Genomic DNA, 7429 nt, shown 5'->3' on the forward strand with positions numbered 1-7429 from the left:
AACTACCGTACGTTAGAAAACCTAACGGACGGTAGTTTATTGGGTATAGTTTTGATTTGCAACATCAACAGCGCCTGTTGTTCAGCCCGAGCACCTGCAAGGGTGCTCCGGACTACCTGCAGCAAAAGGAGTAATCGGCCCTAGAACGTATCCCAGTCATCCGCCTTGTCGGTCGCAGCCTTGGGCGCGCTGGTCTTGTCATGTGCAAGCGCAGCAGTCGGCCGTGCCTTGGCAGGAGCCGGCCTGGCGACCGGTCGGCGCACCGGTGCTGCCGTGCGACCCGATGACTGAATACGTGCGGCAGGCCGTACCTGCACTGCATCAGAGGTACCAGTCACGCCAAGGCGAAATACACTGACCAGTTCGACCAGCCGCGCAGCCTGCTCATTGAGGCTGGCAGCAGCGGCAGCAGACTGCTCGACCAGTGCGGCATTCTGCTGGGTAACCTGATCCAGCTGATTGACGGCATCACCGACCTGGGAAATGCCCTGCGTCTGTTCATGCGTGGCAGCCCCGATCTCGGCAATCAGGTCGGCAACGCGCTTCACCTGGTCCACGATCTCGCTCATCGTGGAGCCCGCTTCGCCGACCTGCTGCGCGCCATCCTCGACCTTGGAGACACTCTCGCCGATCAAATCCTTGATCTCCTTGGCGGCCTGAGCCGAACGCTGGGCCAGCGTGCGCACTTCGCCAGCCACCACGGCAAATCCCTTGCCCTGCTCGCCGGCACGCGCGGCTTCCACGGCGGCATTGAGCGCCAGGATATTGGTCTGGAAGGCGATCGAGTCGATGACGCCGGTGATATCGGCAATCTTGCGGGAACTGGCCGTGATGGCTTCCATCGTCCGCACGACGTCGCCGACGACTTCGCCGCCGCGTACCGCTGTCGTACTGGCCGAGTTTGCCAGTTGCGCCACGGTATCGACCGTATCGGCATTCTGGCGAACCGTGGAATTCATCTGCTCCATCGCTGCAGCCGTCTGTTCCAGGCTGGACGCCTGTTCTTCGGTACGCTGGCTAAGATCAGCGTTGCCACTGGCGATTTCACTGGAGCCAGTCGCAATCGATTCACTGCTCTGACGCACCTCACCCACGACTTGGGCAAGGCTGTTGCGCATTGCACGCATGGCAGCCAGCACACTGGTTGTATCACCGGCATGCACCTCGACCTCGATCGCCAGGTTGCCCTGGGCAATATCCTGGGCAATCCGGGCCGCATAGGCCGGCTCACCACCCAGTTGCGTCTTGATGCGACGGGTAATCGTCCAGGCCACCACGCAGCCCAGCAAGACCGACACAATCGTCAGCACCAGCAGGATCACCAGCGCCTGATGCAGGTCTCGCTCGGATTGTGCCGACGTGCCGAGCGTAACTCGGCTCTGATAAGCAATCATGGCATCGACGGCATCGAAATAAGCCACCTGCACGGTACGCAGCGGCCCCGCAATCAGGCCACGGGCACCTTCGGCATCGCCAGCCATGATCCGCTGCCACGCCTTGTCCGATACATCCAGGTAGGCAGGCCGGGTCTGTTCGATCCGGCCCAGCAGGCCCGAGGCCTCGGCTACTTCGCGCTGGTCGATGCCGGGCAGCGAAGCAGCGCCATTGACCAGGCGACGGAAGGTTGTCAGGATTTCGGTATTACGCGCGGTCGCCTGCTCGAGGCTGCGCACATCGTCGGCACGTCCGCGCAGGGCGGCATCAACTGCGCCGTCGCGCAGCAGACGGGCGCGCAGGTTGGCGTTGTTCTTGACCTCCTGCAGCATATTGAGGTCATTGAGCCGTGCCTGGGTCAGGCCTTGCAGGTCGTTGGCAGCGTCCAGGCGCAGGGCTGCGAACGCCGCCACCAGCACACCCACCGCAATCACGCCTGCGAACCCCACGGCAAGGAGCCGGCCCAGTTTCATGTTTGCAAAGACACGCATCACATCTTCCCCTGGCCGTGGCCGCGCCATCAGCACATTTTGGTTGCATCAAAAAAATTATCTTACATTTTACATGCAATAACCTGACGGAAAGATGACATAAGGCATGCCCGACTGAAAACCGGGCATGCTATGGCAGGCTAGCTGTCGAGCCCCAGTCCGCGCCAGATATCCAATACCGGGTCAGCCTGATTCAGCGTATAGAAATGCAGTCCCGGCACACCGGCATCCAGCAGGCGGCGGCACATGTCGGTGATCACCTCGGTACCGAACGCTTTGATCGAAGCACGGTCATCGCCATACTCGTTGAGCCGCAACTTGATCCAGCGCGGGATCTCGGCACCGCACATGGCCGAAAACCGCGATAACTGGCTGTTGTTGGTGATCGGCATGATGCCCGGGATGATCGGCACATCGACGCCAGCAGTCCGGGCCCGCTCGACAAAGTCGAAATAGGCATCGGCATTGAAGAAATACTGCGTGATCGCGCCATCCGCCCCCGCCCTGACCTTGGCGGCAAAATGCGCCAGATCCTCGCCCGGTCCTGCAGCCTGGGGATGCATCTCGGGATAGGCAGCCACTTCAATATGGAAAGCGTCGCCGCTTTCTTCACGGATGAAGGCCACCAGCTCCGCCGCATAGCGCAGTTCGCCTGCCTCCGGCCCCATGCCCGACGGCAGATCACCACGCAAGGCCACCACGCGCCGCACGCCCTGCTCGCGATACGACTGCAGAATCTGGCGCAGATCATCACGGCTGGAACCCACGCAGGACAGATGTGGTGCGGCATCGCAGCCAAAATTGCGGAACGTGCCAACCGTGCGAGCCGTGCCCTCGCGGGTAGATCCACCGGCACCGAACGTGACGCTGACATAGCGCGGATGCACGGCCAGCAACTGCTTGGCCGTGCGCACCAGCCGCTCCTGTGCGGCCAGATCACGCGGGGGAAAAAACTCCAGACTCAGATCAGGCTTGGTCATAGGAAAGAAAAGGTTATGCGTTTACCAGGTTCGAAAGCAGACCCGAGATCAGGCTATACAGAATGGCACCAGCCACCGCCCACCAGAAACCGTTGACCTGGAAGCCCTTGAGAATCGAACCGGCAAACCAGAACAACAACGCATTGAGGACGATCAGGAACAGCCCCAGCGTGACGATCGTGATCGGCAGCGTCAGGAAAATCAACACCGGTTTGACCAGCGCATTGAGCAACCCCAGCACCAGCGCGGCGATCAATGCCGAGCCGAAACTGGCCACCGCAATGCCAGGCAGCAGATAGGCAACAGCCAGCAGCGATACCGCATTCAGAATCCATACCAGAATCAGCGTCATGAGAGATCTCCTGTAGTCAGACAGCGCAAATGCAGCCTGTCGCGACAGCGTAACGGCAGGCCAAATGGAACGCAACAAAGGCCGGCGTACTGCGCCGCTGCAGTTGCCCCTCCCGATTCGGACGGGTGCAGCGGCGGTCGCCAGCCTGCCGCATCAATAGCGATAGTGGTCGGCCTTGTAGGGGCCTTGCACCGACACGCCAATATAGGCGGCCTGCTCTGGTGTGAGCTCAGTCAGATTCACGCCGAGTTTCTTGAGATGCAGGCGTGCGACCTTTTCGTCAAGATGCTTGGGCAGAATGTAGACCTTGCCCGACTCGTAGGCTTCGCCGCGCGTGAACAGCTCGATCTGGGCGATGGTCTGGTTGGTAAAGGATGCCGACATCACAAACGAGGGGTGTCCGGTGGCGCAGCCCAGGTTGACCAGGCGGCCCTTGGCCAGCAGGATGATGCGCTTGCCATCGGGGAAGATCACGTGATCGACCTGCGGCTTGATTTCTTCCCACTGGCAGTCTTCGATGGCTGCCACGTCGATTTCATTGTCGAAATGGCCGATGTTGCAGACGATGGACTGGTCTTTCATCCGCTCCATGTGCTCACGACGGATCACGTTGTAATTGCCGGTGGTGGTCACGAAGATATCGGCCTTGTCGGCTGCCTCTTCCATCGTCACAACCTTGAAGCCTTCCATCGAGGCCTGCAGCGCGCAGATCGGATCGATCTCGGTGACCCAGACCTGGGCACGCAGCGCCGCCAGCGCCTGGGCGCAGCCCTTGCCCACGTCGCCATAGCCAGCCACCACAGCGATCTTGCCAGCCACCATCACATCGGTGGCGCGCTTGATGCCGTCAACCAGTGACTCGCGGCAGCCGTACAGATTGTCGAACTTGGACTTGGTCACGGAGTCGTTGACGTTGATGGCCGGGAAGGCCAGTTCGCCCTTCTGCGACATCTGGTACAGGCGGTGCACGCCGGTGGTGGTTTCCTCGGTCACGCCCTGGATCTGCGCCAGGCGGGTCGAGTACCACTTGGGATCGCGTGCCAGGGTTTCACGAATGGCGGCAAACAGGACTTTTTCCTCGGCGCTGCCGGGGTTGGCCAGCACGGAGGCATCCTGCTCGGCTCGCGCGCCCAGGTGCAGCAGCAGCGTGGCGTCGCCGCCATCGTCCAGAATCATGTTGGCGTGACGGTGGTCGGGCCAGTTGAAGATCTCGTGGGTATAGCGCCAATAGTCTTCCAGCGTCTCGCCCTTGACGGCAAACACCGGCGTACCGCTGGCAGCGATAGCGGCAGCGGCATGATCCTGGGTCGAGAAGATGTTGCACGAGGCCCAGCGCACTTCGGCACCCAGTGCCTGCAGGGTCTGGATCAGCACGGCCGTCTGGATGGTCATGTGCAGGCTGCCGGCGATGCGCGCACCCTTGAGGGGCTGGCTGGCGGCGAACTCTTCACGGGTGGCCATCAGGCCGGGCATTTCGGTTTCGGCGATCGCGATCTCGCGACGGCCCCATTCGGCCAGGCCGATGTCGGCGATTGTGTAGTCGGTGAAATTGGCGGTTGCTGCTGCGGTCATGGTGTCGTTCTCCGGACGGGAGCACACAGAACGGGCAACCGCGCACTGCGCGTCTCACCTCGGCCTGTCTGCACAGAAAATGAGGTGAGCGTCGTTGCTGCCGGCAGTTTTGCTGCCGGTTGGAATCCGAGCCTGGCGGGCTGTACCCGTCGCAACGCTCCTCGGACTCTTCAAATCGAGAGGCATTGTACCTGCAAATATATTTATCAAGGAACCTGCGCATCGATACATGGTCTACCTACACAGTCCCCTGCTGCTCATTGACAATTCTCGCTGCATTGACAGTCCTTGTCGTGACACGACAGACTGTGCTGCCACAAAATGCGGCGAACACCTGTCATCCAACCCACCATTGCCGATGCCTACATCCGACCTCCTCAACGCGTGGCCTGATCTCAATGATCTCAAATTTGCCGTCGCCGTCGCCGATGCCGGTGGTTTCTCTGCAGCAGCACGCCTGCTCGGCGTCCCCAAGTCGCGCCTCAGCCAGCACATTTCCCAACTGGAAACCGAGCTCGGCATGCGCCTGTTCCAGCGCACTACACGCCACTTCTCCATCACGGAAGCCGGTGACATCTTCCTGGCCAATTGCAGGAGCGTGCTCCAGCAGGCCCAGAACGCACGCGACATCATGACCGCCCTGCAGCGTGAGCCGCAGGGCTTTGTCCGCCTGAGTTGCCCGCCCTCGTTCGCCCAGTCCATCATGCCGCGCCTGCTGGTCGAGTTCATGGAGCAATACCCGCGTATCCAGGTGCACCTGCGCGTCAAGAGCGGGCATTTCGACCTGCTCAGCGAAGGTTTCGACGTGTCCATCCGTGTCCGCAGCGAGCTGGATACCGACCATGATCTGATCGCACGCATCTTTGGCATTTCCCAACCCATGCTGATCGCCAGCCCCAAGCTATGGGATACGCATGCGCGCATCGATTGCCCCGAGCAGTTGGCCAACCTGCCTTTTCTATCCATGGTGGACGCCGAAGAGCGGCGCAACATCCCCCTCTCAAGACAAACAGACACGGTCAATATCAACGTGTCCCCACGCCTGGTATGCAGCGACTTCCACATTTTGCAGGAAGCGGTATGCGCCGGTCTGGGAGCAGCCGTCCTGCCGGACATCATCGCCATACCACTCCTTAAAGCAGGGCACGTCGAGCCGCTGCTGCCTGAGTGGTCATACCCCCGCAATATCGGCCACTTCGTTTATCCCACCCGACGCGGTCTGATGCCGGGCGTACGCGCACTGGTCAATTTCCTGGCGCAACGCCTGGTGCACCTGCCTTTCTGAAAATAAAGACAGGCCATTCTTCCGCTTGATCTTTATCAAGCAAACCGTTCTCCCCCCGCCAGCCCATCCCGACAGGACGCACCGGAAAAATCCGGTCGCTCTGCGTGGCATTTTGGCGTTGCGCACCGTGCCGCAACGCTTCCCATCCCTTTTCTCTCCCGATTTCGACTAACGGGGACAGAGCCTGATCGCAAGCGTTCATGGCACCGAACAATCTGTTCAATCGTTGGCCATACCCCAGCGAAATCCGATCCGCTATATTTTTAAAAACCACACAAAGGCTATGGATTTGATTGGAAAACCCTATCGATATTCAAAAACGAAACAGACGGGAGACCTGACATAAAGAAGTGATTGAAAAAGCAGACCAGAAAAGCATTCAACGCCATATATAAGATTCAAGCAGCAGAGACACCATGACATTATTTGATCTCAAACAGTTCGGGATTGACCTCGATTTTCCCTTCAAGAGCAAGTACGAGAACTACATTGGCGGCAAGTGGGTGGCCCCGGTATCGGGCAACTACTTCGAGAACCTGTCGCCGATCACCGGCCAGGCGTTCTGCCAGGTGCCGCGCTCGGATGCCGCCGATATCGAGCTGGCGCTCGATGCCGCGCATGCTGCCCGGGTTGCCTGGGGCCAGACCTCGCCGGCCGAGCGCTCCAACATCCTGCTGCGCATTGCCGACCGCATGGAACAGCACCAGGCCAAGCTGGCCGTGGCCGAGACCATCGACAACGGCAAGCCGCTGCGCGAGACCAGTGCTGCCGACGTGCCACTGGCCATCGATCACTTCCGTTACTTTGCGGGCTGCGTGCGTGCCCAGGAAGGGGCCATCTCCGAGATCGACCACGACACCGTGGCCTACCACTTTCATGAGCCCATCGGCGTGGTCGGCCAGATCATTCCCTGGAACTTCCCGCTCCTGATGGCGGCCTGGAAGCTGGCCCCCGCGCTGGCCGCCAGCTGCCCGATCGTGCTCAAGCCGGCCGAGCAGACCCCGGCCTCCATCCTGGTGCTGGTCGAGATCATCGGTGATCTGCTGCCGCCGGGCGTGCTCAACATCGTCAACGGCTTTGGCAAGGAAGCGGGCGAGGCACTGATCACCAGCAAGCGCATTGCCAAGGTGGCCTTCACCGGTTCGACACCGGTGGGCCAGCGGGTGCTGCATGCGGCTGCCGACAAACTGATCCCGGCCACGGTGGAGCTGGGCGGCAAGAGCCCCAACATCTTCTTCGAGGATGTGATGGCGCAGGACGATGCCTTCTTCGACAAGGCGCTGGAAGGGCTGTCGATGTTTGCGCTGAACCAGGG

6 protein-coding genes and 1 riboswitch are annotated in these 7429 nt (G+C 60.6%); of the genes, 2 read left to right on the plus strand and 4 right to left on the minus strand.

Annotated elements, in window-relative coordinates; translation table 11 throughout:
* Positions 1-140: 140 nt before the first annotated feature.
* The 4 genes from DD235_RS16290 to ahcY form a co-directional block, all read right to left on the minus strand.
* Positions 141-1925, minus strand: a complete 1785-nt coding sequence (locus DD235_RS16290; RefSeq protein WP_109063173.1) for a methyl-accepting chemotaxis protein — start codon at positions 1923-1925, stop codon at positions 141-143.
* 140 nt (positions 1926-2065) lie between these two features.
* Positions 2066-2905: a methylenetetrahydrofolate reductase [NAD(P)H] gene (metF, locus tag DD235_RS16295; RefSeq protein ID WP_109063174.1), complete on the minus strand. Its 840-nt coding sequence runs from the start codon at positions 2903-2905 to the stop codon at positions 2066-2068.
* A gap of 13 nt (positions 2906-2918) precedes the next feature.
* A complete protein-coding gene (locus DD235_RS16300; RefSeq protein ID WP_109063175.1) occupies positions 2919-3257 on the minus strand; it encodes a phage holin family protein in 339 nt (112 codons plus the stop codon).
* Positions 3258-3410: 153 nt separating this feature from the next.
* Positions 3411-4829, minus strand: a complete 1419-nt coding sequence (gene ahcY / locus DD235_RS16305; RefSeq protein ID WP_109063176.1) for an adenosylhomocysteinase — start codon at positions 4827-4829, stop codon at positions 3411-3413.
* 79 nt (positions 4830-4908) lie between these two features.
* Positions 4909-4998, minus strand: a riboswitch (S-adenosyl-L-homocysteine riboswitch).
* Between the two features lie 189 nt (positions 4999-5187).
* Between ahcY and DD235_RS16310 the strand changes: the two genes are divergently transcribed.
* Positions 5188-6114 carry a LysR substrate-binding domain-containing protein gene (locus tag DD235_RS16310; protein ID WP_162300524.1) on the plus strand — a complete coding sequence of 309 codons (927 nt, stop codon included), beginning with the start codon at positions 5188-5190 and terminating at the stop codon, positions 6112-6114.
* Positions 6115-6530: 416 nt separating this feature from the next.
* A partial coding sequence (locus DD235_RS16315; RefSeq protein WP_146193528.1) for an aldehyde dehydrogenase family protein occupies positions 6531-7429 on the plus strand: 899 nt, incomplete at its 3' end.

It is taken from the genome of Corticimicrobacter populi, assembly GCF_003123725.1.
GTDB classification, from domain to species: Bacteria; Pseudomonadota; Gammaproteobacteria; order Burkholderiales; family Burkholderiaceae_B; genus Corticimicrobacter; species Corticimicrobacter populi.